This is a genomic window from Salinibacterium sp. SWN1162, assembly GCF_015864675.1.
Classification (GTDB): Bacteria; Actinomycetota; Actinomycetes; order Actinomycetales; family Microbacteriaceae; genus Rhodoglobus.
This window is the reverse complement of record NZ_JADYWT010000001.1, coordinates 1,587,964-1,611,419: the sequence shown is the minus strand read 5'-3', so window position 1 is coordinate 1,611,419 and position 23,456 is coordinate 1,587,964. Positions and strand designations below refer to the sequence as shown.

At 61.9% G+C, this 23,456-nt stretch carries 21 protein-coding genes and 1 tRNA gene; 7 read left to right on the top strand and 15 right to left on the bottom strand.

Translation table 11 applies throughout. The annotated features are described in order from the left end of the window. Positions 1-21: 21 nt before the first annotated feature. From I6E58_RS07615 to I6E58_RS07585, 7 genes are all read right to left on the bottom strand, one after another. The gene (locus I6E58_RS07615) at positions 22-762 is read right to left on the bottom strand and encodes an SDR family oxidoreductase (protein ID WP_197131913.1); all 741 of its coding nucleotides are present in this window, start codon (positions 760-762) and stop codon (positions 22-24) included. Positions 763-1,173: 411 nt separating this feature from the next. Next, positions 1,174-1,677 (bottom strand): DUF3145 domain-containing protein, encoded by a 504-nt coding sequence (locus tag I6E58_RS07610; protein WP_129071550.1) that lies wholly within the window; start codon positions 1,675-1,677, stop codon positions 1,174-1,176. Between the two features lie 155 nt (positions 1,678-1,832). Next, a complete protein-coding gene (locus tag I6E58_RS07605) occupies positions 1,833-2,675 on the bottom strand; it encodes an ABC transporter ATP-binding protein (protein ID WP_197131911.1) in 843 nt (280 codons plus the stop codon). Next, entirely contained in the window at positions 2,672-3,541 is an 870-nt protein-coding gene (locus I6E58_RS07600; RefSeq protein WP_197131909.1) for an ABC transporter ATP-binding protein, read from the bottom strand. Before I6E58_RS07600 ends, I6E58_RS07605 begins: the two co-directional genes overlap by 4 nt. Beyond that, the gene (locus I6E58_RS07595) at positions 3,538-4,392 is read right to left on the bottom strand and encodes an ABC transporter permease (protein WP_197131907.1); all 855 of its coding nucleotides are present in this window, start codon (positions 4,390-4,392) and stop codon (positions 3,538-3,540) included. Before I6E58_RS07595 ends, I6E58_RS07600 begins: the two co-directional genes overlap by 4 nt. Beyond that, on the bottom strand, positions 4,389-5,450 hold the full coding sequence (locus I6E58_RS07590) for an ABC transporter permease (RefSeq protein WP_197131904.1): 1,062 nt from the start codon (positions 5,448-5,450) through the stop codon (positions 4,389-4,391). Before I6E58_RS07590 ends, I6E58_RS07595 begins: the two co-directional genes overlap by 4 nt. A gap of 14 nt (positions 5,451-5,464) precedes the next feature. Further along, positions 5,465-7,027, bottom strand: coding sequence for an ABC transporter substrate-binding protein (locus tag I6E58_RS07585; RefSeq protein ID WP_197131902.1), 1,563 nt, complete (start codon positions 7,025-7,027; stop codon positions 5,465-5,467). 245 nt (positions 7,028-7,272) lie between these two features. Here I6E58_RS07585 and I6E58_RS07580 point away from each other — a divergent pair, with 245 nt between their 5' ends. After that, entirely contained in the window at positions 7,273-7,749 is a 477-nt protein-coding gene (locus tag I6E58_RS07580; protein ID WP_231595170.1) for an Lrp/AsnC family transcriptional regulator, read from the top strand. Between the two features lie 21 nt (positions 7,750-7,770). Here the strand turns inward: I6E58_RS07580 and I6E58_RS07575 are convergent, their stop codons facing one another. Beyond that, entirely contained in the window at positions 7,771-8,520 is a 750-nt protein-coding gene (locus tag I6E58_RS07575) for a hypothetical protein (protein ID WP_246837369.1), read from the bottom strand. A gap of 209 nt (positions 8,521-8,729) precedes the next feature. Here I6E58_RS07575 and I6E58_RS07570 point away from each other — a divergent pair, with 209 nt between their 5' ends. Beyond that, positions 8,730-9,425 (top strand): PadR family transcriptional regulator, encoded by a 696-nt coding sequence (locus I6E58_RS07570; protein WP_231595169.1) that lies wholly within the window; start codon positions 8,730-8,732, stop codon positions 9,423-9,425. Positions 9,426-9,472: 47 nt separating this feature from the next. On the opposite strand, the gene I6E58_RS07565 is transcribed toward I6E58_RS07570, so the two are convergent. The 3 genes from I6E58_RS07565 to aceA form a co-directional block, all read right to left on the bottom strand. Further along, positions 9,473-11,155 carry a bifunctional 3'-5' exonuclease/DNA polymerase gene (locus I6E58_RS07565; protein WP_197131900.1) on the bottom strand — a complete coding sequence of 561 codons (1,683 nt, stop codon included), beginning with the start codon at positions 11,153-11,155 and terminating at the stop codon, positions 9,473-9,475. Between the two features lie 126 nt (positions 11,156-11,281). Further along, positions 11,282-12,901, bottom strand: a complete 1,620-nt coding sequence (gene aceB, locus I6E58_RS07560) for a malate synthase A (protein ID WP_231595168.1) — start codon at positions 12,899-12,901, stop codon at positions 11,282-11,284. Positions 12,902-12,982: 81 nt separating this feature from the next. Beyond that, positions 12,983-14,284: an isocitrate lyase gene (gene aceA / locus I6E58_RS07555; RefSeq protein WP_197131898.1), complete on the bottom strand. Its 1,302-nt coding sequence runs from the start codon at positions 14,282-14,284 to the stop codon at positions 12,983-12,985. Positions 14,285-14,426: 142 nt separating this feature from the next. Between aceA and I6E58_RS07550 the strand changes: the two genes are divergently transcribed. Next, the gene (locus tag I6E58_RS07550; protein ID WP_197131896.1) at positions 14,427-15,896 is read left to right on the top strand and encodes an XRE family transcriptional regulator; all 1,470 of its coding nucleotides are present in this window, start codon (positions 14,427-14,429) and stop codon (positions 15,894-15,896) included. Here I6E58_RS07550 and I6E58_RS07545 read toward each other — a convergent pair. After that, positions 15,893-16,720 (bottom strand): DUF1684 domain-containing protein, encoded by an 828-nt coding sequence (locus I6E58_RS07545; protein WP_197131894.1) that lies wholly within the window; start codon positions 16,718-16,720, stop codon positions 15,893-15,895. The genes I6E58_RS07550 and I6E58_RS07545 overlap by 4 nt on opposite strands. 98 nt (positions 16,721-16,818) lie before the next feature. Next, a complete protein-coding gene (locus I6E58_RS07540; protein ID WP_197131893.1) occupies positions 16,819-18,177 on the bottom strand; it encodes a CoA transferase in 1,359 nt (452 codons plus the stop codon). A 34-nt stretch (positions 18,178-18,211) separates the two neighbouring features. Here I6E58_RS07540 and I6E58_RS07535 point away from each other — a divergent pair, with 34 nt between their 5' ends. Further along, positions 18,212-18,400 (top strand): PLDc N-terminal domain-containing protein, encoded by a 189-nt coding sequence (locus I6E58_RS07535; RefSeq protein WP_129071563.1) that lies wholly within the window; start codon positions 18,212-18,214, stop codon positions 18,398-18,400. A 155-nt stretch (positions 18,401-18,555) separates the two neighbouring features. Here the strand turns inward: I6E58_RS07535 and I6E58_RS14350 are convergent, their stop codons facing one another. Continuing rightward, on the bottom strand, positions 18,556-18,681 hold the full coding sequence (locus I6E58_RS14350; protein ID WP_255531466.1) for a hypothetical protein: 126 nt from the start codon (positions 18,679-18,681) through the stop codon (positions 18,556-18,558). A 223-nt stretch (positions 18,682-18,904) separates the two neighbouring features. Here I6E58_RS14350 and I6E58_RS07530 point away from each other — a divergent pair, with 223 nt between their 5' ends. The 3 genes from I6E58_RS07530 (at position 18,905) to I6E58_RS07520 (ending at position 23,075) form a co-directional block, all read left to right on the top strand. Next, entirely contained in the window at positions 18,905-19,567 is a 663-nt protein-coding gene (locus I6E58_RS07530; RefSeq protein WP_197131892.1) for a Pr6Pr family membrane protein, read from the top strand. Between the two features lie 66 nt (positions 19,568-19,633). After that, positions 19,634-20,311, top strand: coding sequence for an HAD family hydrolase (locus I6E58_RS07525; protein ID WP_197131891.1), 678 nt, complete (start codon positions 19,634-19,636; stop codon positions 20,309-20,311). 283 nt (positions 20,312-20,594) lie between these two features. After that, positions 20,595-23,075, top strand: a complete 2,481-nt coding sequence (locus I6E58_RS07520) for an OmpL47-type beta-barrel domain-containing protein (protein ID WP_129071566.1) — start codon at positions 20,595-20,597, stop codon at positions 23,073-23,075. 214 nt (positions 23,076-23,289) lie between these two features. On the opposite strand, the gene I6E58_RS07515 is transcribed toward I6E58_RS07520, so the two are convergent. Then, positions 23,290-23,363 (bottom strand) — tRNA-Ile (locus I6E58_RS07515). Between the last annotated feature and the right edge of the window lie 93 nt (positions 23,364-23,456).

Below are 23,456 nucleotides of genomic sequence, written 5' to 3'. Positions count from 1 at the left end.
CACGCCGCTACAGCGCGTTGGTTACTGAGGCACTGCGCCTTCGCCGGCGAGCACTCCACCGTCGATGATGAATTCAGAGCCGGTCGAGTAGCTCGAGTCTTCGCTGGCGAGGAAGAGCACCATCTTGGTGACCTCTTCTGCTTCGCCCAAGCGAGGGATCGGGGTGCGAGTCTCGTCGATGCCCAGACCGTCAGTCATCGGCGTACGAATGTTTCCGGGGTGTACCGAGTTCACGCGAACACCCTGCGGGCCGAGCTCCATCGCAACTGACTTCGTGAGACCACGGAGTCCGAACTTGGATGCCGTGTAGCCGTGTAGCGCGGCGAAGCCCTGCATGCCGGCGGTCGACGAGATGTTCACGATGGCCGAGGTCTCGTTCTTGACGAGTTCGGGAGCCGCCGCGCGAATGCCGAGGAACGATCCGGTGAGATTGATGCCGATAATCAGCGACCAATCCTTCTCGGTGTACCCATCCAGGGTTCCGAAATTCACGATGCCGGCGTTGTTGATGAGCACGTTGAGGCCACCGAAGGTGTCGACCGCAAGCTTCACAGCCGCGTTCCACTCTTCTTCGTTGGTGACATCGAGGTGGGCGTAAACCGCGTTCGCGCCCAGCTCATCCGCCAACGCCTTGCCTTCGGCGTCGAGGACGTCAGTGATGACAACCTTGCCGCCCTCAGCGACTACAGCCCGACTGTGCGATTCGCCCATTCCGCGGGCGCCGCCGCTAATGAGAACTACTTTTCCGTCAAAGCGAGACATGGTGTTCCTTCCAAATACTGAATTGGTTTCAGCCGGAAGGAGATAGTCCGAGGACCCGAGGACGGCCCATTGTGGCAACCGTGCCCGAATACTTCCGGCCACGCCTCAACGCTACTCCGGGAGTTCGCTGCATGCGACCTGAGCGCCACGCTCGCAGCGAACAAACAGCAACACAAATGTGCAGATAGCTGTTTTAGCGCTGATACGAAAGTGCTGAGTCCAGAAGAGGTAGCGCTTCAGAGAATGGAGCGCTTCAGAGAATGGAGCGGCATCCGTCGTGAAGGGTGCACTCACCATCAAATGGCGAGTCGCGACCGTCAAAAACCACGTCGGTACAGTCTTGCCACTCAATCAGTGGAATCCGCGTGTCAACCGCTACTTCAGGAGTGTGCGTGCGTTCGGAAATCATGATCAACCTACCTTGTGAAGCCACACAACTGCAGAGTCTTGACTGGCGTGACGGAACGACTCAAGCTCGTCGTCCCAGGCTTGGCCGAGAGCCAAACGGAGTTCGCGATGCAGTTCGAACGCATCAGAACCAGCAGCTTCCATCGCGTAGCGCAAACGATCTTCGGGGATCACCATATTGCCGACGCTGTCGGTCTGCGCGAAGAAGATCCCAAGATCGGGCGTGTGCATCCAACGACCACCATCGGAACCGGGGCTGGGGTCTTCGGTCACCTCGAAACGGAGATGTTCCCAGCCACGAAGCGCCGCAGCGAGTACCGCACCGGAGCCTTGCGGGCCTTCCCAGTAAAACTCGGCACGTTGCGATCCCCTGAGCACCGGTTGGTTATCCCAATCGAAGTTCACGGCACGTTCAAGAGCGCGACCAGCAGCCCACTCGATGTGTGGGCAGAGCGCGCGAGGAGCAGAGTGCACGTAGAGCACTCCGCGAGCGTTATGTGCAGTCACGATATCTCCGTTCCGTTTGGGTGCGACTTCCCCATCGACCCACGAACGGTACCTGTGACAGCACGTCAAGCTATTAAATTGTGCGGCGAACCGCTTGGGGACATTATCCCTGACAAATCCAAGAAAATACAAGCATGTAACTACATTTGTGCCGATTAGAGCCGGTTGAGAGCCTCAGGCATCGTCATCCGCCACTCTTCGGGGGCCTCCGCCGCGGGAGCTGCGGGCAGGATGCCTTTGCCATCGGGCTCGGGGATCGCCGAGATAAGCGCGCGAGTGTAAGGATGCACGGGGTCGTTCCAGATGCGGTCAGAGACGCCAGACTCCACAATCTTGCCGCGGTACATCACCACGGTGCGGTCAGCGATGAGCCGCACGATCGCAAGATCGTGTGAGATAAAGAGCAGCCCGGCGCCGGCATCAAGCGCAAGCTTGCGCATCATGTCAGCGACAGATGCCTGACTCGAGGCATCCAGAGCAGAAATCGGTTCGTCAGCCACCAACAGGTCGGGGCGCGCAGCCAGAGCTCGTGCGATTGCGACCCGCTGGCGCTGGCCTCCGGATAGCTCGTGGGCGTAGCGCGACACCATGTCGGTGGGGAGACCAACACGTTCAAGCCACTCTTCGGGCTGAGAACCTTCTGCGCCACGCTCCAGTGCGGCACGAATCCCCTCGGAAATTTGCTGGCCAATGCGAATGCGCGGGTTCAGCGAGGAATTCGGGTCCTGAAAGACCATCTGAATCGACGTGAACTGAGATTTGCGCCGACGAACGCCCAGAAGCGGCACCTCGGCACCGCGGTAGGTTACGGCGCCAGACCGCGGCTTCTCCATACCGAGCACGGCTCGCGCCAAGCTCGACTTGCCGCAGCCGCTCTCCCCCACCAGAGCGAGAACTTCCCCGGGAGCGATCGTGAGGGAGACTTCGTCGACCGCTCGCACGACGCTGGCCCCGTGGTATTCGATCACGAGGTCGGATACTTCGAGCAGCTCGCTCATTCGCTTTCCTCCTGGAAGCCCGCGGCACCCGGCAGCGACGCGAGTAACTCACGCGTGTACGGGTGCTGTGGCGCGGTGAAGATACTCTGCCGATCGTTCGACTCGACGATCTCGCCGTGGCGCATCACCGCAATGTCGTCGGCGATCGAACTCATCACACCGAGATCATGAGTCACAAGAAGAACGGCAAGTTGACGTTCATCCGCCAGATCGCGCAGCAAGTGCAGGATGCCGGCCTGAACGGTGACGTCAAGAGCGGTCGTCGGCTCGTCTGCCAACAGCACGACGGGGTCGCACGCAAGAGCAATGGCGATTGCAATTCGCTGACGCTGACCACCCGAGAACTGGTGCGGGTAGCGCCCAAGCGCCTCGGCAGGGTTGGGAACCCGCACACGGTCGAGCAGCGCGATTGCATGCTCGCGCGCCTGCCTCGTGGAGAACTTGAGGTGACGGGTGACGTGATCGGTGAGCTGAACTCCCACAGTGAGCTGCGGGTGCAGGCTCGACGACGGGTCTTGGAAGATCATCGCGATTCGACGCCCGCGGATCTCATTCAACTGTCGATGCGACATGCCGACGAGCTCGGTTTCCCCGCGATCAGGATGAGCCAGACGGATCGAACCTCCCACGATGGCGTTACTGGGCAGCAAGCCCAGCATCGCGAGCGAGGTGACCGTCTTACCCGAGCCGGACTCCCCCGCGAGACCCTGGATACGTCCGGGGGTGAGCGCGATACTGATGCCCTTGACGATGGATGTGACGTTATTGCGCGAGCCGATGCCGATCGTGAGACCGTCAACGGTCAGCACCGGCGCGGATGCAGCGGGCGCGGCATCCGCGGGCTGGGGTGTCGTTGCGTCGGTCATGACCGTGCCCCCGCTCGCGATACCTGTGACGTCGGATCGAAGATGTCGCGCAGCGAGTCACCCACGAAGTTGAAGGCCATCACCACGGTGAGGATGGCGAGACCGGGGAACAACCCGATCCACCAGCTGTCGAAGTTTTGAATAGCGGCGGAAATCATCGAACCCCACTCGGGCGTCGGCGGCTGGGCTCCGAGCCCCAAGAAGGAGAGGCCCGAGAGGAGCAGGATAGCGGTTCCCACGTCGAGGCTTGCCAACACGAGGATGGGGCCGACCACGTTCGGAGCGATATCAACGCGGAGGGTCTTGAAAGGCGAGAAGCCCATAATGCGCCCCGCCATCACATAGTTCTGAGTGCGAAGCCCGAGCACGATACTGCGGGTCATACGAGCGTACTGCGGCCACGACACCACGAAAGCAGCGATCACCGCGTTGAAAAGCGAGGGTCCGAGCGCCGCAGCGACAACCATGGCGAGGATGACCGTCGGGAACGCCATCACGAGGTCGGTCAAGCGCATCAACAGCTCGTCAACCCACTTGCCGAAGTAGCCGGCAATCGCGCCGATTAATGTTCCGACGAGCAGCGACATCACCACAAGCATGAGCGCCAGCGGAATAGTGACTCCGGCGCCGGTCATGAGCCGCGAGAAAATGTCGCGGCCGAGAGCATCCGTACCCATGAGCGTGTCGATGCCGGGAGCCTGCAATCGAGGCAAGTCCTGGGCCAGGGGGTCAAAGGGAACCCACAGTCGAGCGGTAAAGGCAATGCCCACCCACGCGACAGCGATAACAGCACCAATGACACCGAGCGGGGTTATCCACGCGGCAGGAACTTTTAGCCAACGCTTTCTCATGCGAGCCTCACCCTCGGGTCGAGTACACCGTAAAGAAGGTCGACGGCGAAGTTAATAGTCAGGTAGACGACACCGACGACGAGACCGACGCCCATGACGCCGGGTAGATCGAGGCTGGTTGCCGAGTTGTAGGCGTAGCTGCCGAGCCCCGGCCACGCGAAGACGGCCTCGACGAGCACCGTACCCGAGAGCAGGGTTCCGAAAGCGAGCCCCACGATCGTGAGGATGGGCAGCGATGCTCCGCGCAGAACGTAGCCGAACAGCAGCCGCGGGCCACTGAGCCCCTTGGCGCGGCCGGCTCGAACGTAGTCGGCATCCAGCACTTCAAGCACCGAGGTTCGAACGAATCGCGTGAGCAGACCGATCGTGAAGAGCGAAAGAACGAACACCGGCAGCATGAGGTGAGCCAGAGCATCCGTGAACGTGACCCACTGACCGGCAAGCAGGGCATCGACCGTGTAGAACCCCGTCACGGTGGGCGGCGGTGCCAGCGCGGGCGAGAGCCGGCCGGAACCGGGCGCAATGCGCAATTGTAGGAAGAAGAAGTTGAAGCTGACCAGTGCCATCCAGAAGGTCGGGATGCTGAGGCCGATGAGCGAGAACACGCGCACCAGCTGGTCGCTGATCTTGCCGCGGCGATAGGCCGCGAGGGAGCCGAGAGCCACGCCGACACCGAGGCTAACGACGATGGCCAACAGGGCAATTTCGACCGTGGCCGGCACGGCCTTCGAGAGGTCTGAGGCCACGGGCTGCGCCGTACGCAGTGAGGTGCCCATGTCTCCCTGGAACAGACCGCCGATGTAGTTGACGTACTGCACGGGAAGCGGCTGATCGAGCCCTCGCTCCTGGATGTAGGCCTCGACGGTGGCGGGGTTGCTCGCCGCCCCTTCACCGAGCGCTGCCGCAATGGGGTCACCCGGCACAAGGTTCGCGAGAGCGAACGTGACGATAGTGACTCCAAAGAGGAGCAGAACTGAGGTTCCGAGGCGACGAAGCAGGTACCCGACCAGAGGTGATCTGGCCGAGTACCTGCGAGTCGCGCGGGGTGTGTTTCCCACGCTAGAGATTCCTTCTACTTAGCTTGCAGTTCAGCGATGTCCATCGTCCACGTGGAGTTGTAAGCAACTCCATCGATGTACGAGGCGGTCGCAATGTTCGAGCCGGGAACGATCAACGGAACGAACGGGCCACGCTGCTGCAGGGCTTCAGCGAAGTTGCTGAAGGCAGTCTCGCGCTCGTCGAAGTTCGTGGCGTTCTCTGCCGCTGCGGCGAGGTTCACTACATCGGCGTCCTGCTCGGCGGTCCAACCGGCGCGCAGTCCTACCTTCTGTCCAGCCGAGAACGGCAAGAAGTTGGCGGAGTCGGCGTAGTCGGGGCCCCAGAACCAGATGCTGAAGGCTTCGGTTCCGTTGACGTAGCTGTCAATCTGCGTGGTGAACGGGGCCGGAGCGAGCTCGATGGTGATTCCGGCATCCGCAAGCTGCGACTGAATGCGCTCGGCGAGTGGGGTGAAGCTCACGCCACCAACCGGGTAGTCGTTCGGGTATTCGATCGTGATGCTCTCCCCGTCGTAACCGGATGCTTCAAGCGAGGCAGCGGCAACGTCGAGGTCCTGCTCAACACCGTTCTCGAGCGCGCCGAGGAACGACGGCGGGATAACGCCGGTTGCCTGCTCGGAACCTGCACCAGCAAGTTCGAGGAGCGCCGGGTAGTCGAGAGCGTAACGAACGGCGTTAGCGAAGTCGGGGTTGGCGGTCATGCCACCCACTTCTTCGCTCTGGTTGATGAGCAGGAAGATGGTCTGTGCCGACGGAGTCGAGAACACGTTGATGCCATCGCTCAAGCTAGCGACCTGGTCACCGCTGAGGTCAACGGCTACCTGGGAGTCGTTGCCCTCGAGGTTGATCTTCTGCGTTGCAGCCTCAGAGACGTTGCGGATGACAACCCGAGTGAAGTCGATGTCTTCGTCACCGTTGTAGTTTTCGTTCTCGGTGAGAACAACCTGCGACTCGAAGTTCACGGTGTCGAGGATGTACGGACCGGAACCAGCCGACGTCTCGTTCAAGAATGCTTCAGCAGCATCCGAGTCATCCGTCGTTCCGCCATTTTCGATGACGAGAGCGGAGTTCAGGATGGCGAGCGACGGGTTCGTCATGAGGGCGGGAAGCTTGAGCGACGGGGTTTCCGTGCTGAGCTCAACGGTCATGTCGTCGACCTTGGTGACGGTAATGCCGTTCATCAAGAAGTTGGCTTTGCTCTCGGTCATTCCGGCGACGCGGTTGAGCGAGAAGACAACGTCGTCAGCGGTGATTGCTGAACCGTCGGAGAAGACGCGACCGTCTTTGAGCGTGAAGGTGAATACCGTTGCATCGTCGTTCGACTCGTAGGTCGCGAGACCGTCGACCGGGGTTGACTCATCGGAACCGGCGAAGTCGAGGAGAGTTTCGTAGAGCGCCTTCGACACCATGTACCCGGTGGGAACGTAGTTACGACCCGGGTCACTCGTCTCCAGCGTAAAAGCGGTGTCGATGACGATGCTGTCGCTTACTTCGGGTGCTGCTGCAGCGCAACCGGCGAGAGCCAGTGATGCAGTCAATCCGAACGCGGCCGCTACGTAGCGGAACTTAGTGCGCAAAGGGAACTCCTTGGTGGTTGTAGATCAGCCTCTGGACGGCTGTGCTTGAGATTCCCACAAATCCCGCTAGTCTGTCCAATCAAAGGCGCGATCGTTCAGACCATGAGATAAACATGAGGGAGATTTCACACAATATGTCCAGCAAAGCCACTAACGGTTCTTCCAGTACTGGACAATCACCCTCTGAATTGGACGAGATCAACCTGAAGATATTGAGCGAGCTCCGCTATAACGGACGAATATCAATGTCAGCTCTTGCCGAGAAGGTAAATGTCTCGCGAGCGAACGTGTATACGCGGGTAGAACAGCTGATGTCTGACGGCGTGATCACAGGCTTCAGCGCTCAGATCGACCCCGCCAAAGCCGGGCTCGGTATCTGCGCGCTCGTATTTCTCTCCGTGCATCCGCAAACGTGGACGAGCTTTCGCGACCGCATCACGAACATGACCGAGATCGAGTCCTGCCGCATCACCACCGGTGAACATGACGCGATGCTGTTGATCCGCGGTCACGAGGTGGGCGCCATTCACGACTTCATTGTCGGAGTGCTCTCGGTGCTGCCCGAAGTGAAATCGCTCGAGACCGTTCTCGTGCTCGACGAAGTCTTTCAACGCCCCTACCTGCTGCCCTCAGATTTGCCCGAGCGCCCGCAAGAACCAGCGCAACTGGGCCTGACCCGGTTCACCCGGGCAGACCCCGGACGGGCAGGGCTGAACAGCTAGTCAGCTAGTCGCCCAGGCGCGCTAGACGACTTGAACGCAGACACTTTTTCCCGGAACACCATCGAGCACGAACTCCTCGATGAGCTCAAGGCGGCCATCGGGGCGCGAACCGAGCGTGGTGCTGCTATCGCCCAAGAGGGTGGCGTCACTCGCGATGACGTGGTGCACGAAGAACTCATCGAGCACGCCGTCGCGGTAGCGACCGACGCAGCGGCCTGCCGTAACCGTGTCGCCAAAGTAGAAGCCCCACACGATGCCCGAGTTCTCGTCGAACTCGAACTGCGTGGGCTGAGCGCTGACCGTGCTCGCCGTTGATTCCTCGAGGATGAATGTGGTGCCGTCAAGCCGGGGTGTGCTGCGCTGCGCTGGATCGAGCTCGGGCCACGCGCCACGCCGATCAGTCTCGACGCACACGCTCACGTGCGCTTCGCCGTTCTTCTCGAACTCTTCGTAGAGTTCGAGCTTGCCATCGTCGTTCCAACGGATAGTGCTCGAAGCCGAGCCGAGAATAATGTCTTCACTCGCGGCAATGCGGTGCGCAAAGCGAATTGACACCACATCATCATCACGGCGCCCGACGAAACGACCGAGAGCGACCGTGTCTCCGTAGTACTCGCCCCAAATCATTTGGCCCTCTTGGTGATACCGGAAGCGCGTGGGGGCGCTTGCCGAGACAGCGCTGCCCGATGACGATTTCAAGATGAATTCAAAATCGTGGATTGACTCGGGGACAGGCTGGGCCGCTGCGGCTCCTACAGGTGCATCACTCACGCAGATGAGTATGAGGCTCTCCGGTTGGCTGCACGAAATCGACCGCCAAGAGTCCAGTTCATCCAGCGGTCATCGACGAGTGAAAGACATTTAGTTGCGGAGGCCCCACGTTCGAGCCTATTCATCCATCCTGAAAATACGAGCTACACGGGCACGGTGGCAGTTGCACGACCTAGAGAATTCGACACTCCGAGCGGTAGCGGGCGAGCATGCACTCCCTCGCTAAGGTCGATTACTACATACTCGGTATTGATTTACTCGGAAGGTCTGGCATGTCGGTCCGCCACAGTTTGCTCTCAATCTTGGTTCAGGGGCCGTGCTATGGCTATCAGCTGCGCACAGAATTTGACCAGCGCACCGGCTCAACGTGGCCGCTCAACGTCGGTCAGATTTACAACACGCTCGATCGCCTTGTGCGCGATGATCTTGTGGTGAAAACCGGCGCACCGACCGCGCTGGCTGCTGACTCTTCACAGCAGACCTACTACACAATTACGGATGCCGGCAGGCATGAAGCACAACAGTGGCTTGCGACCCCCATCGACAGCTATGCGACCAGTCGCGATGAGTTAGCGGTCAAGCTCGCGATCGCGGTCACGCTTCCCGGAGTCGACGCTCACGCCGTGATCGCGCATCAGCGCCGAGCGACTCGTGGCGCAATCGACGAACTCTCGCTCACAGCGGAGGTGCGCGACGAAGCCCGGAACGCGCGCCAGTTCGCGGAACAACTCGTCACCGACTCGCTGCGCGCGCACGCCGAAGCGGAGCTGCTCTGGCTCGATCACTTAGACGCGGCGCTCACCACCGCTCAATCACACGGCTTCGCCGACCCTTTTCCCTTGAATCCCAGCCAACCGAAACGCGGGCGGCCCTCCGGGAACACCGAAACGTCCGTGGATAAATAAACGGTGTGCTTGGCCCGGCGGCTCGGGAGTATCTGTCGAATACCGGTCTATTTAGCGTGATCGTAGCGGTCGACGATCGCAGTGGTGAGCGGGAACGTGACTGGGATGTCGCCGAACACGAGCCGCCCGGCATCCGCTGCTGCCGCCGTCACATGTTCTGCAACGCGGTCGGCGAGCTCTGCCGGCACGTGCACCACGACCTCGTCATGCAAGAAGAACACGAGGTGGGGCGCGTCGGTGAGCCAGGCGCCCTCCGAGAGTTGGCCTAGTCGATTGCGGATGCTCGCCATCCAGCACAGGGCCCATTCGGCCGCCGTGCCTTGAACAATGAAGTTGCGCGTGAAGCGGCCCCACGAGCGCCCGCGTTCTTGCGACACCGCGCGCTGCGCGGGAGATTGCGAATCGTCATAGGTCGCGGCGTGGGTACCCGGGGGCGAACTGCGCCCGAGTTGGGTGCTCACCACTTCCCCGCGTTCACCGGCGCGCGCCGCCTGTTCCACGAGCGCAATCGCTTGCGGGTAGGCCCGGGCGAGCCGGGGCATCAGTCGGCCGCTCTCCCCCGACGTTGCACCATACATTGCGCCGAGCATGGCGAGCTTCGCGTGAGCGCGCGTGTCGACGGCGCCGCTCGCCACGATGCCTTCGTAGAGATCCCCGGATGCTCCGGCCGCGACCATTCCGCGGTCACCAGCCATCGCTGCGAGGATGCGCGGCTCTAGTTGCGAGGCATCCGCGACAACAAACTTCCAGCCCGGATCAGCCCGGACCGCACCGCGAATCAGGTGCGGAAGCTGCAGCGCGCCACCGCCGCTCGTTGCCCAGCGCCCGGTTACCACCCCGCCGGGGACGTAATCGGGACGAAAACGACCGTCGACAACCCAAGCATCGAGCCACGACCATCCATTCGCCGTCATGAGGCGTTGAAGCTTTTTGAATTCGAGCAATGGGGCGATAACCGGATGCTTGAGCTGCTTGAGTTCCCACGACCGAGTTGTGGTCGCTTGAATGCCTGCGACGCTCAACGCCCGCAAGAGTTCGGCGGGCGACTCGGGCGCCAATCGCGGAGAGTCGAGCTGCAGCCGGATCTCATCGACGAGTGTTTGCAGCTTTGCCGGCCTTTCGCCCTCGACGCTCGGGCGTGGCCCCAGCATCTCGGTGAGAATTTCGTCATGGGCCCGCGCGCTCCACGGCAAGCCGGCGAAGCGCATCTCGGCAGCAATAAGCGCGCCAGCGGACTCGGCGGAGAGCAGTCGCTGCAACCGCCCAGCCTCCGGCGACGTTGCCACCGCCTCCAGCTGGCGAAGAAATTCAGCTAGCACATCGAGGTCGCCGTCGGCCACGGCGTCAGCATCGTCGTCGAAATCAAACAGCGTTGAGTGCTGCGGCCTGAGAGGGTCTACCGGTGCCGCGTGACCCGCCTGAGCGAGGGCGTCCCAGCCGCTCGCGCGCGCCTGAGCTAACGCCGACTCTCGGGTGAAGACCGAATTGCGCAGAATCGTGTGGCACAAGCGCAGATCGAAGCAGCGGTTGACCCGCACGCGCGCCTCGAGCAACTCCGGATACCACGCTGCGGTGTCGTGCCAGACCCAACGAATCGTGGGCTCCTCAGCCTGCGTCTGCGCAACGAACGCCGCCAGATTCTCGACAGCGCGTTCGCCGACAACCGCGCCCGCAGCATCCACTCGTGTGGCGGTGAGGGTGCGGCCGCTAGTCGCGAGCACAAGGTACACAGCACTAGTCTGCCGTGCTGCGCCGACAGCGGCCGCCTAGCTGCCCGCGCGAGTCACGGGCTAGCCGCGCCCTTCGTGATCATCATTGAGCACGTTAGAGCGAGTATCGGCTAGCCCGTGGAGCTGTCAGGCAGCGTTCTCGCGGGGCTGTTCGACGAGGTAGCTGCTGTACGCGCTGAGGGTGAGGAAGGTGGGGAACTCTTCCTCCAGCGTCACTTCGCGAAAGACCGCAGCGGCCTCATCGAAGCGATCGCCGGGCGTGCGCTCAATCGTGGAGAACACGTGGGCGAGCTCCTCCTCGATGCTGCGGTGCGTGATGGGCGTACCTTCCGCCGTGACAACATGCTGGTGCATCCACTGCCAGAGTTGACTGCGGCTAATTTCAGCGGTGGCAGCGTCTTCCATCAGGTTGTCGATCGCCGCCGCGCCAACTCCGCGCAACCAGCTCTCGATGTAGCGCAGCGCAATGGAGACGTTGGAACGCACTCCGGCATCCGTTACTGAACCGTCAATGCGCAGGTCGAGCAGGTCCTCCGCCGTCACGTGAACGTCGTCGCGCAGGCGATCAATCTGGTTGGGGCGCTCTCCCAGTACCGCGTCAAACTCGGCGCGGGCGGTGGGGATGAGATCGGGGTGAGCGACCCACGTGCCGTCGAAGCCGTCGGTGGCTTCGCGACGCTTGTCGCGCGTCACAGCATCGAGGGCGCGAGCGGTCACTTCGGGGTCACGGCGGTTCGGGATGAACGCGCTCATACCTCCGATGGCATGTGCGCCCCGCTTGTGGCAGGTTGCAACGAGCAGCTCGGTGTAGGCCCGCATGAACGGCACCGTCATCGTGATCGCGGCGCGGTCGGGAAGTACGAAACTTGCTCCCCGGCCTCGGAAGTTCTTGATGATCGAGAAGATGTAGTCCCAGCGGCCGGCGTTGAGTCCTGCACAGTGTTCGCGCAGCTCGTACAGGATTTCTTCCATCTCGAACGCGGCCGGAATCGTCTCGATCAGCACTGTCGCGCGAATCGTGCCGTGGGGAATGTTCAGAGCGTTTTCGGCGAACGTGAAGACGTCATCCCAGAGCCGCGCTTCGAGGTGATTCTCGATCTTGGCGATGTAGAAGTACGGCCCACTGCCGCGCTCGATCAGTTCGTGCGCATTATGGAATATGTACAGCCCGAAGTCGACGAGCGAGCCGGATGCCGGCGTACGCAGCCCTGCCCGGTCGGTGTACCGCAGGTGCTTCTCTACCAGGTGCCACCCGCGCGGTCGCATCACGATCGTGGGTGTCTCCTCGCCGAGAGCGTAGGTCTTTCCCTCCGCGGTGGTGAAGTCAATCTGGCGGCGGATCGCGTCGCGCAGGTTCACTTGGCCGCCGATGACGTTGTGCCACGTCGGGCTCGTCGCATCCTCTTGGTCAGCGAGCCACACCTTGGCTCCCGAGTTCATGGCGTTGATCGTCATCTTGCGATCGGTGGGGCCAGTGATCTCGACGCGGCGGTCGTGGAGGCCGGGGCCAGCACCCGCAACGCGCCAGCTATCATCTTCGCGAATCGCGGCCGTCTCCGGTAGGAAGCGCAGGTTGCGGCCGTTCGTGATGTGCTTGCGCGACTCCATGCGCGCTGCGAGGCGGTCGTGACGACGACCCGCGAACTGGTCGTGGAGCCGAGTCAGAAAGTGCAGAGCTTCAGGGGTGAGAATCTCGCTTGATCGGTCATGCGAATCAGCGAGCGGTTCCATTCTGTGCTTGGTCATGAGATGTCCTTTAACGTGGATGAAGTGGTCTGAGTTGTCGAGGGGTTGGCGCCCTCGCGTGGGACGAGGGCGCCAGAGGGTTTAGTGAAACTGCGCTGTTTCGGTGCTTCCGACCAAGGCGAGGGTTTCACTGGTGGGGTTGAGAGCGGTCGCGATGCGATCGAAATACCCCGTGCCGACCTCACGCTGGTGGCGTGTGGCCGTGTAGCCGTCTGCTTCAGACGCGAACTCTGCTTCTTGCAGTTCCACATAGGCGCTCATGTGCCGCTCGCTGTAGCCCCGAGCCAGGGTGTACATCGAGTGGTTGAGGGCGTGGAACCCTGCAAGGGTGATGAATTGGAAGGCGTAGCCCATGGCTGCCAACTCGCGCTGGAAGCTCGCAATCTGGTCGTCGTCGAGGTGACGCTTCCAGTTAAACGACGGCGAGCAGTTGTAGGCGAGTTTCTTGCCCGGAAATTCCTTGTGGATGCTCTCCGCGAAGGTGCGTGCCAACTCGAGATCGGGCTTCGCGCTCTCTACCCAGAGCAGATCGGCGTACGGCGCGTAAGCGTGGCCGCGACTGAGCACCGTTTCGATGCCCGGAGTGGTGCGGTAGAAGCCATCGCTCGTGCGCTCGCCCGTCAAGAACGGCTTGTCACGGTCATCCACGTCGTTGGTAATGAGGTCGGCCGCAAGAGAGTCGGTGCGCGCGATGATGATGCTCGAGACGCCCGCAACGTCGGCAGCGAGTCGAGCCGCGTTGAGCGTACGAACGTGCTGGGCGGTCGGGATGAGAACCTTGCCGCCCATGTGACCGCACTTCTTCTCCGACGCCAATTGGTCTTCCCAGTGAACGCCGGCAGCGCCGGCTTCGATCATGGATGACATGAGCTCGTAGGAGTTCAGAGGCCCACCAAAGCCGGCTTCCGCATCGGCCACAATCGGCGCCATCCAGTCGGTGCGGGGAGCACCGTCTTCGGCGGTCTCAATCTGGTCTGCCCGAAGGAGCGCGTTGTTGATGCGGCGAACCACGGCCGGAACGCTGTTGGCTGGGTAGAGGCTCTGGTCGGGGTAGGTCTGACCCGAGAGGTTGGCGTCGGCGGCGACTTGCCAGCCGCTGAGATAAATCGCTTCGAGGCCGGCGCGCACTTGCTGCACGGCCTGGTTGCCGGTGAGCGCGCCAAGCGCGGCGACCCACTCGGTGTCGTCACGCTGAATGAGGTTCCACAGGTTCTCGGCTCCGCGACGGGCAAGGGTGCGATCCTCCCGAACACTTCCGCGAAGGGCAATGACGTCTTCGGCGCTGAAATCGCGTTCGATTCCGTTCCAGCGGGCAGCTGTTTTCCACTCGGTCTCAAGCTCGGCTGCGGTTTGGATCTGGTCACCGGGGCGGTTGTGCGACATTGCTGGCTCCTTCGTCAGGTAGTGGTCGGTGGTGCGTTTCTTCGACTCTGCGGCCTCAGCACTGGTTCTTAACCGAGTTTTGCGGCAGAATTCTCTGCATTCTTCTGTTTTTCCGCAGAAGACCGTCAAGGAGGACGCTGAGATGACCCCACGCACGCTCGCGCAGGCAGACGATGAGGACATGATCGATTCCCTCACCATTGGCCGGCGCATCCGCCAGCTCCGCACCGATCGCGGTCTCACCCTCGACAACCTCGGCGCTGCCTTGAATCGAGCGGCCTCTCAGGTCTCCGTCATCGAGAACGGCAAGCGCGAACTCAAGCTCAGCGAGCTGCAGAAACTCGCCCGCATCTTTGACGTGACAGTGGATGACTTACTCAATGCCGAGCCGCCGTCGCGGCGCGCGGCTCTGGAAATCGCCCTCGAGCGTGCTCAGCGCGGCCCGCTCTACGCCTCACTGACGCTTCCCGAATTGCCCATCCGCAAGACACTCAGCGACGAAGCTATTGAGACCGTGCTCGGCCTCCACGACGAACTGCAACGACTACATCGCGAACGCGCGGCGACCCCCGAAGAAGCCCGCCGCGCCAACACCGAACTACGACGCGTGATGCGCAAGCGCAACAACTACTTCGGCGAGCTCGAATCGAAAGCCACCGAGCTTCTGGATGCCGTGGGCCACACAGGTGGCCCGCTCTCGCAGCGTGTCGCCTCCGACCTTGCCTCGCACCTCGGGTTCTCGCTGCACTACGTGCCCGATCTTCCGGCATCCACTCGCAGCGTGACGGATCTACGCAACGGCCGCATCTATTTGCCCGTGGCCCAGGCAGAGAGCACCGACCCACGGTCGACGTTGCTGCAGGCCCTTGCGGGGCATGTGCTGGGCATCCGCGAGCCCGCCGACTACTCCGAGTTTCTGTACCAGCGCGTGGAGACAAACTATCTCGCGGCCGCGCTCATGATCCCGGAGAAGACGGCCGTGGAGTTCCTGACCGCAGCCAAGGCTCAGCGGGAGTTGTCGGTCGAAGATCTGCGCGATGCCTTCGCGGTGCCCTACGAGACAGCCGCCCATCGCTTTACGAACCTCGCGACCGAGCACTTGGGCGTACCCGTGCATTTCTTGAAGGTGCACGAGGGCGGCACAATCTCGAAAGCCTACGAAAACGACAACGCAGCCTTCCCGACCGATGCCCTGGGAGCGATCGAGGGTCAGATCGTGTGCCGTCAGTGGAGTGCGCGCCAGGTCTTCGACGTCGACGATCGCTTCAGCCCGTACCACCAGTACACCGACAAGCCGGGCGGTACCTATTGGTGCACCTCGCGCATCCAATCGGGCCGTCGCGGCGACTTCTCGATCAGCTTGGGTACGCCGTTCGCCTCCGCGAAGTGGTTCCGAGGTCGCGACACGACGAATCGTGCCGTGTCGACGTGTCCAGATGACGGATGCTGCCGCAGCGCGCCTGACAACCTCACGGAGCGCTGGGCTCAACATTCACTCCCGAGCGCGCGGCTCAACAGTTCCCTGCTCGCCGCGATGCCCACCGGAATGTATCCCGGCGTCGACTCCACCGAAGTGTTCGAGTTCTTGGAGTCGCACTCGCCGAGCGCTTAGTCGTGCAGCAGCGAGCCATCCTTCTTCAGCACGTTCTTTTCGCCGGCTTCAATAGCGACGGCGAAACGGTTCTGCTTCGGGGGCATGGGGCAGTTGAAGTTGTAGCTAAAAGCGCACGGGGGCAGGATCGCGAGGTTGAAGTCGAGAACGATGGTTCCGTCAGGGTTGGGGGCGACGAACAGGAAGCGGCCGACGCTGTAGGTGTCGACGCCGCTGGTGGCATCCGCGAATACGAGCTGAAGGGCACGGCCCGACTTGAACGCAGCGAGGTTGTAGTCAACGCCATCCTTAGTGAAGGAAATGTCGCCGGGAATCGGCTGCTCGCGCTCTTGGCCGTTGTCTTTGAGGTGCTCGAACCCGAGCGTGGTGCCTTCCGGGTTGGGAGTGAACGCTGCAGTGATGACCCAGTCGGGGTTGTACGCGTAGGCGTCAATCGTGCCGAATTCTTGGATAGCAGGCGAGTTGGTGTCCCAGACACGAAGTGCGTGGTTGCCCTCGGGAGCCTTGATGACGAAGCCCGTCACGGTCTCGCCAAAGACGATCGCGCTCGGGTTTTCGTGGCTCTTGCTGCGAACTACGGCACTGCCGTCGACCAGCGTGCCATCGACGACGATGTTGTCTTCGGCCGTAGCGGTGACCGTAAGCCCATCGTCGTGCGGAGCCCAGGTTCCGGGAACGCCCCAGATGGTCTGCTCGGCGTCAACCCACTGAGTGTTCGTCAGCGCAAGATTGCCGTTCTGCTGCACGACCGCCTGGTCGCGGCGTTCGCGGAAAGTAGCGAGCTTAGCTTCGGGCGTGAGTGTGGGAGCAGCAGTGTCAGTCATAAGTCCATCCTTGTTGAAGTCCACCATGCCAACCACCGCCGACACGGGATTATTTCGGGAAAGCACAATCGGGTCGCAAATCTAGCCAGCGAAGTTCCCTAAGAACGCCACGCCGCGTCACTCGAACCCCACGCCACGGCGGGAGCGCTGAAACGCCCGGGACTGCCGGCATACGCAGGTGCCGGCACTGCGCTCGTGACACCGTCGTTCGTCGCCACCGTGGGCGTGAATCCGGCGGCTGCCCGAGGCGCATGGCGCGGACGGCGCTGCTGCAACAACTCGGTCGCGACACGCGCGAGCGATACCTCCACCAGCCACGAGTGCCCAGCATCGATGCGGCGACGCACGGCTGTGGTAACGGCAGCGGCCAACAGGTAACCCGCCGCATGATCCAAAGCCTGAGCAGGCAGCGCTCCCGGTGATCCCTTACCTTCTCCCTCGGTGAACGCGATTCCCGTTGCCGCCTGAACGATGCTGTCGAAACCACGGCGTTCTGCCCACGGTCCGACTGTTCCCCACGCCGAGAGCCGGCCGACGATGATTCCCGGGCGGCGCTCGGCGAGAGCCGCGGGTGAAATTCCGAACTTGTCCAACGTTCCGGGGCGGTAAGCGGTGAGTACGACATCCGCGGTCTCGAGCAGTTTCTCGAACGTGGCGCGATCGGCGTCGTCGTCCAGATCGAGCAGGGCCGAGCGCTTTCCAGCTCCCGTGTCGCGGTGCTGCCAGTCGATTTCTGGATGCCGCGGGCTGTCGATGCGCAGAACGTCGGCACCCCACAATCCCAAAGTTCGAGCCGCGACGGGGCCCGCAATCACGCGAGTGAGGTCAAGCACGCGTAGCCCGGCCAGCGGCGCATCGATCGTCGTTTCGCCAAGATCAGACGGAGCGGTGTCGCCCAGTGACGTGAACTCAATCACCGGCAATTCTGCAACCGCGCGGCCTTGCGTATGCTCTGCCCACTCTTCTGGCGCGCGCACCACAGTCGCAACTCCCCCTGCTGCGGTGACCATCTCTTCAACGTCGGCGGCATCCATAGTGTGGAGGGCGAGCATGAATCCATCGGCACCGGTGTCGGCGGGCAACCCCAACCCGGTGAGCAGCGCTGCGCGATGGTGCGGGTAGTTCGCGTGCGTGCGCACCCAACCATCGCTGCACGGCCAGAAACCGGAGAGCTCAGACCACGCCGTAACGGGCTCGCCATCGTGGCGGAAGTGTTGATCGCTCGTGACGGCAGTCGCGACTTTGAGTGGGCTTAGTTCAACCGCGGGGACCGCGCAGCCAACACGGCGGGCCGCCAACAAAGACGCAGAGAACGAGGCCGCGGCGATCGCGTCGTGCACGAAACGGCCCGTGGGGAGAACCCCAGCAAGAGGCACCGCAGTACCGTTTTCGCGCACCAAAGCGAGGGCGGCAGCATCTTCGCCCAGTGACTGCCACGCAGCATCCAGCAAACTCATAACTTGATAGTGCCACGCCCGGTAGATTTAGACCATGGAACCCATTAGCTTCAGCTTCGGCATCGTCGGCCTCGTTATCTTCATCATCACCGTGGTCTCGATCGCCAAGAGCAACAACCACGGAGTGCTCGGCAAGCTCATCTGGATCTTGGTCGCCTTCTTCTTGTCCATTCTTGGCTCGATCCTGTGGCTGATCTTCGGTCGCGGCAAGGTGCGCAAGTAGGCACGCTCCCGGCGGCAACGCCTACGACTTGATAGTGTGCGTGGCGGCGCAGGCGCACTGAAGGGACACGGGATTTCCGTGCCTGCGACTGCGCGCCGCCACGCTGAACTCATCGCATCTGAGTGTGGAATCTGATGAGTTCGATTGTTGGGCCGTTACTGGCCCTTACGCGGCTTGATGAAGCCGGTGTCTTCGAGCTTGGCCCGCTTGTGTGCCCGCTTGTCTTTAATAGACAGCTTGGCCTCTTTTTTGGTGCTTCCTCTAGGCGATTTTCCAGCCATGATTATTCCGCTTCCCCTTGTCTCAGTTGGCGTGCTAACCCTGACCATAGCCCATTCCTCAGTGGAAAGCACTTTACCTCTGACCGGCTTTTTTATCCGCGCCGAGAAGCACGAAGAGGCCAGCCACCGTGACCGGATTTCGCCTGCGTTACTCGCCGGTGCTAGGGCCGGCGATCCGCCCCGTTATAGTCGAGCAGACACTTGCTTGAGTTCGAGGGGAACCATGACCTACGCCACAAAACCTGCCACGCCCGAAACCCGAAGCGGCACCGTCATCGTCGCGATGTTGCGACTGGTGATCGCGGCGATCGTCGCGGCAGCGGTGGTTGCGACCGTAGCCGAAGCCGCCGGGCGCACCGCGATCAACCCTCTCAACATGTTCGGGTATTTCACGATTCAGTCAAACATCATCCTCGCGGTCATTTATGCCGTGATCGCTGTTGTTGCGCTCCGCGGAGAAGCGGCGTCACCAGCGCTGAACATCGCCCGGGCGTCGGTCACGACGTACATCATCATCGTTGGCGTTGTGTATGCGACGCTGCTCGCACCCCTCGGTGCCGCCGGTGGCGTTCCCGTGGCGTGGGCGAACACTGCGCTGCACATCGTCACCCCGATTTTCGCGCTGGCCGACTGGATACTGTTCTCTGACCGCTCACGCATCGCGTTTAACCGACTGTGGATCGTACTGGTCTACCCGATCGTCTGGGTCGTCGTTGTTCTCGTTCGCGGCGCAACCGATGGCTGGGTTCCGTACCCGTTCCTGCACCCCGACACCGGCTACGCCAACGTCTTCTTCTTCGTCGGCCTCATCGTCGTGGTCATGCTCGGCTTCGGCTCTCTCGTGTTCTGGATTTCAGGAAAGCGCTCGCTATTGCGCGTACCGTAGGCCCCATCCCGAGAACCCGCCGTTCCAGATCGGCAGCAGCGGTCACGATCAGAAAGCTGGTTCGAGATGACAAGCAGCCCCGCCACGATCTTCTTCGACGTCAACGAAACGCTCTCAGACCTCACCCCGGTTGGCGATGCGCTTGACGCCGTCGGCGCGAACCGCGAAATCGCGTCGTCGTGGTTCGCCAGCATCCTGCGCGATGGCTTTGCTCTCACGGCCGCCGGCAGCGAGGCACGCTTTCTCGCTATCGCCACAGCGAATGCTCGCGAAGCTCTCGGCAGCATCACGCTGCGCCTTCCGCTCGATGATGCCGTGGATGCCGTGATCTCCGCGTTCTCGAACGTGAGCCTGCACAGCGACGTCGCCTCAGGCATCCGCGCGTTACAACAGGAAGATCATCGACTTTTTACGCTGTCGAACGGACCGGCGAACAACGCTGAGCGCATGCTCGCCGACGCCGGAATTGCGGATGCCATGGCTGGCTTCCTCTCGGTGGAGGGACATTCCCCGTGGAAGCCCGCGCGCGCCTCCTACGAGAGTGCTCTGACGCGCACCGGCACGCAGGTCAGCTCGGCTTCCGCTTACCTGGTGGCGGTTCATCCGTGGGATATTCATGGCGCCATCGCAGCGGGACTTCTCGCTATCTGGGTTAACCGAGGCAACAAAACGTACCCCGAACATTTTCTCAAACCCACGACCTCAGTAACTAGTTTCCATGAACTGGCTTCAGCTTTTCAATAGAACTCGCTGCCCGCTCACCTCATAAGCAAACGTGCAAGCGGCACGAGTCCGCGTGAAAATATAATCTGACGATGCGTCGACATCCTGATATACGATGACTGCAAATAGCTGTACACGGTTTTCTGGTTCGTTCTGGGAACGCTCCCAGAGCTTGCCAACCGAGCACCCCCGTGCTCGCCGTTCTGAGTGGACCAGAGCTGCGCGTCGGTGTGTGCACGCTCCCAGAGCGTCGGTTTACGAGAATCGAAAACACAGCACTCACACAACGACGAAGTTGGAGCGCATGGAAATCACGCAGCCCGCCCGACCGCGGAGGCACTCAGCCGTCGCGATAATCGGCATTGCAACACTGACGCTGTCCACCATGGTGGCGGCCTCCCCGGCCATTGCCGCTGACGTTCGACCGGCAGCAGTTTCGGCGCCGAGTTCAGTGGAACTCGACCTTTCGGGAGACTGGCAGTTCTCTACCGGAGACGACCCCACATGGTCGAGCCCCGGTTTCGACGACAGCGGTTGGACGACCCTGCAAGTACCTGAGGTTGACGGCGCCCCACAGTTCGCCGACTATGACGGATTCGGATGGTATCGACTCACGTTCACCCTCCCCGCCGATGCGCAAGGCGCCAACCTTGTTGCCTCGCTCGGCTTCATCGATGACGTCGATGAAGCGTTCCTCAACGGGGAAAAAATTGGTGGCTCGGGAACGATGCCACCCAATGCATCAAGCCAATGGTTTGAGCAGCGCCTGTACCCCATCCCGGCAACTGCACCACGCTTCGGAGCTGAAAATACTCTCGCCGTGCGCGTCTACGACATGTCGGGCGGAGGCGGCTGGTACCAGGGCCCCGTCGGCATCTATTCGAAAGACCAAGTACGCGAAAACGTTCACGGAATATCGGGCGCTTTAGCCTCAGCAAGCATCACCGACAGCGTTCTCGCCACCCTCGCTCAACAGCGCACCGCACTCGCTGCCGGTGACGCCGACGCCTATCTCGCGACCTTGACAGATTCCTACGAGCACAACGGTCGCGACCTCGATCGCCGTGCAAGCGAGATCCGCGACTGGCTGAACGATTCGGGCACCCTCACACTCACGGACAGCGAGGTGGAGGTGATCGAGTCGTCCGATGGTCGCCTGATCGTTGACACCAACCGCACGATCACGGGCACCAAAGACGGCGTGGCGTTCGAATTCGAACCGACCACGCAGGAGTTCTTGGCTTTCGACCGCGAAAACTTCACTGAAGCTGGCAACGAATCCCGATTCTTCCGCGACTTTGTCGACTCTGACCTTGAAGATGCCCGACGGGAGTACGTAACGTACCTCCCGCCGTCGTACTTCACTGAACCGAACCGAGAATTTCCGGTCGTCTATCTTCTCCATGGAGTCAACGGCGGAAGCCGTGAGTGGGAACCGCGTGATTTCGGCGCCAAGCTCGACGAGCTGTACACCACCGGTGGACTTGCTGAGTCGATCGTGATCATGCCCGACGGCGAATCCCTCTGGTACACCGATCACGTCGATGGCACGCCCTGGCGCAGCATGTTCATCAACGAGCTAATTCCACAAGTCGACGCCGAATACCGCACTCTGGCCAGCCGAGAATTCCGCGGCCTTTCTGGCGTCTCGATGGGCGGCTTTGGTGCTTACTCCATCGGCCTCGCGTACCCGGAGATGTTCTCTTCGCTCGCCTCACACATCGGAGCGATTGGGCTCTCCCCCAGTCAGGTCGGCGTCACTGCTCCCGGCGGACCCGATGCGCAACCCCGTTCACCGATCAATGACGTCAAGGCGATGTCGACCGAAGTTCTCTCCACCTACGACTTCTACTTTGACGTCTGCGAGTTCGACGACTACGGCTTCGCTACTCCGGCACGAAGCATGGATGCCGCGCTGACAGAGAAGGGAATCGCTCACACGTGGGAGGTTTACCCCGAAGGTCGCCACAACGATGCCTGCTGGATGCCACACATCGCGGACTCGTTCGGCATGCATTCCGATCACCAGCGTGCAGCCGGCCTTCAAGAAGACTGGGTAGCCCCGAAGTTGTCGGTCTCGACCGGAGCAGTTGAACCGAACGCTGCCGGGTGGTTCACCGACGCGGTGACCGTCACGGCAGACGCCACCGACGCCGCCGACTCCACACCCATCGTCGAGTTCAGGCTTGATGGTGCGGCCTGGAGCCGCTACGACGGCCCCATCGAGATTACGGGCGACGGGCGCCACCCACTCGAGATGCGGGCAACGGATGCCGCCGGCAATGTCTCCGAGGTGGTGTCCCGCACGATCGCAATCGACGCCACCGCGCCAACCGCTACGGCGAAGTTTGATGCGGAATCCCGCACTCTGACGCTCGCTGGAACTGATGGTGGGGCAGGTATCGAACGGCTCGAGTTCGTGATGTCCGAGGCAAGCGCATCCGCCCGCGTTGCGTTCACGGAGTACGAGGGTCCGCTGACGGTCGGGGCCGAGGCCGCCGTCGTCAGCTACCGCGCGATTGATGCGGCAGGCAACATTGGAGAGCTTGAACGAATCTCCATCGCTGCGGCATCCGAGGTCACGCAACCCGGCAACGGAAGCGGAACCGGCACGACTGATGCCGAGGCCGCCGACGGAACCGACGCCGCTGCCTTGGCATTCACCGGGGCAAGCATCAGCGGCTACCTTACGCTGGCAGCGCTTCTCCTCACGCTGGGCGCAGCCTTCGTTCTGCGCCGGCGCCGAACACTCCCTGACGCGCCTCAGCGCGCCATCGAGAGCTAGTCGCTCGCTTCGGGCGGGGCCTGTCGCGCAGTAATGCGCGGCAAGCCCGTCCATCGCCCGGGTGAGCGTCTATGCCCGCTGAGGCCCGACCTGTTGCACGCCGTCGCAGAATGACGGATGCCGCGGTCGGGCCTCAGTGGCGTTTCCTGGCTGGCGTTTCCTCGGCGACATGTCCTCAGTGGCGCTCGACGAGGGCTACGGGAGATGAGAGATGTAGGGCGGATGGGACTTGAACCCATGACCGACGGATTATGAGTCCGCTGCTCTAACCAGCTGAGCTACCGCCCCGTGCCCGCACTGCTGCGGGCGCGTATCTACGTTACCGGCAAAACCGAGTGATCGGCGCTACGACCGCCCGTTCAGCTTCCTCCCAAGCAACGT

Excerpts from the sequence above, each read along its gene's own strand:
- I6E58_RS07605 (WP_197131911.1), bottom strand. The coding sequence starts at position 2,675 with ATGAGCGAGCTGCTCGAAGTATCCGACCTCGTGATCGAATACCACGGG.
- I6E58_RS07550 (WP_197131896.1), top strand. The coding sequence starts at position 14,427 with ATGACCCCACGCACGCTCGCGCAGGCAGACGATGAGGACATGATCGAT.
- aceB (WP_231595168.1), bottom strand. The coding sequence starts at position 12,901 with ATGACCAAGCACAGAATGGAACCGCTCGCTGATTCGCATGACCGATCA.
- I6E58_RS07615 (WP_197131913.1), bottom strand. The coding sequence starts at position 762 with ATGTCTCGCTTTGACGGAAAAGTAGTTCTCATTAGCGGCGGCGCCCGC.
- I6E58_RS07530 (WP_197131892.1), top strand. The coding sequence starts at position 18,905 with ATGACCTACGCCACAAAACCTGCCACGCCCGAAACCCGAAGCGGCACC.
- I6E58_RS07525 (WP_197131891.1), top strand. The coding sequence starts at position 19,634 with ATGACAAGCAGCCCCGCCACGATCTTCTTCGACGTCAACGAAACGCTC.
- I6E58_RS07545 (WP_197131894.1), bottom strand. The coding sequence starts at position 16,720 with ATGACTGACACTGCTGCTCCCACACTCACGCCCGAAGCTAAGCTCGCT.
- I6E58_RS14350 (WP_255531466.1), bottom strand. The coding sequence starts at position 18,681 with ATGGCTGGAAAATCGCCTAGAGGAAGCACCAAAAAAGAGGCCAAGCTG.
- I6E58_RS07540 (WP_197131893.1), bottom strand. The coding sequence starts at position 18,177 with ATGAGTTTGCTGGATGCTGCGTGGCAGTCACTGGGCGAAGATGCTGCC.
- I6E58_RS07595 (WP_197131907.1), bottom strand. The coding sequence starts at position 4,392 with ATGAGAAAGCGTTGGCTAAAAGTTCCTGCCGCGTGGATAACCCCGCTC.
- I6E58_RS07535 (WP_129071563.1), top strand. The coding sequence starts at position 18,212 with ATGGAACCCATTAGCTTCAGCTTCGGCATCGTCGGCCTCGTTATCTTC.
- aceA (WP_197131898.1), bottom strand. The coding sequence starts at position 14,284 with ATGTCGCACAACCGCCCCGGTGACCAGATCCAAACCGCAGCCGAGCTT.
- I6E58_RS07580 (WP_231595170.1), top strand. The coding sequence starts at position 7,273 with ATGTCAGCTCTTGCCGAGAAGGTAAATGTCTCGCGAGCGAACGTGTAT.
- I6E58_RS07600 (WP_197131909.1), bottom strand. The coding sequence starts at position 3,541 with ATGACCGACGCAACGACACCCCAGCCCGCGGATGCCGCGCCCGCTGCA.
- I6E58_RS07520 (WP_129071566.1), top strand. The coding sequence starts at position 20,595 with ATGGAAATCACGCAGCCCGCCCGACCGCGGAGGCACTCAGCCGTCGCG.
- I6E58_RS07570 (WP_231595169.1), top strand. The coding sequence starts at position 8,730 with ATGCACTCCCTCGCTAAGGTCGATTACTACATACTCGGTATTGATTTA.